Raw genomic sequence first — 833 nt, forward strand, 5'->3', positions numbered from 1 at the left:
CGCTCGCCGCGGACTCGTTGCCCAGGTCATCGAACGCGGTCACCACGTAGAAGTACTCCGTGCCATTGACCACCGCGTCATCGATGAACCCCGCCGACGTCACCGTCGCCACCGGATCATCCGACGCCACATCGATCACACCCGACGACTCCGCACGGAACACGTGATAGCCAGCCAGATCCCCATTCAGATCAGTCGACGCCGACCACGACAGATCCACCTGACCATCACCCGCATCAGCAGCCACCCCAGACGGCACCGACGGCGCCACCTCCTCGACCACCTCGGTCACGTAGGTGCTCTCCAGGTAGTCGACGACGGCCTGATGCTCGCTCGCGCTCAGCGCCCGGTCGTAGACCAGCACCGCGGCCACGTCCATGTCGATGTACGGCGAGCCGTCGATCTCGGCACCGAGGACGATGCTTCCGGACCCGGTGTTGAAGGTGTGGGTCGCGGAGTCGATCTCGACCCCGTCCTTGTAGTGCGTGAGCTCACCGGAGCCGTAGACCGCGGACTGCACGAGCCAGCCCGCGCCGTTGCCGTCGACGTTGGAGTCGAAGTCGCCGCACCAGCCCTGCACCGCCAGGTCGCCGTCCTTGGAGACTGTGGTCCCGAAGGTCTGACCGCAGTATGCGGACCCCCACGAGAAGCCGCCCCAGCCGTTCGAGTCGTACTGGGCCACTGTGAACACGGTCCGATCGGAGCTGCCTGCAGGCATGTCCGTCAGGCCGCCGTCGCGCTCGAGCGACGCGCTCGCACCGTCGAACGACACCGCCGGCAGCCCGCTGGGGGTCGTCGTCTCGCCGATCACGGGCGAGCCTCCGACGACGTCC

1 pseudogene is annotated in these 833 nt (G+C 67.2%); it reads right to left on the reverse strand.

Features of this window, described 5'->3' with window-relative positions:
• Positions 1-691 (reverse strand): annotated as a pseudogene (locus B7K23_RS00005) (hypothetical protein); the annotation flags it as partial.
• Between the last annotated feature and the right edge of the window lie 142 nt (positions 692-833).

The organism is Demequina sp. NBRC 110054, assembly GCF_002090115.1.
GTDB lineage: Bacteria > Actinomycetota > Actinomycetes > Actinomycetales > Demequinaceae > Demequina.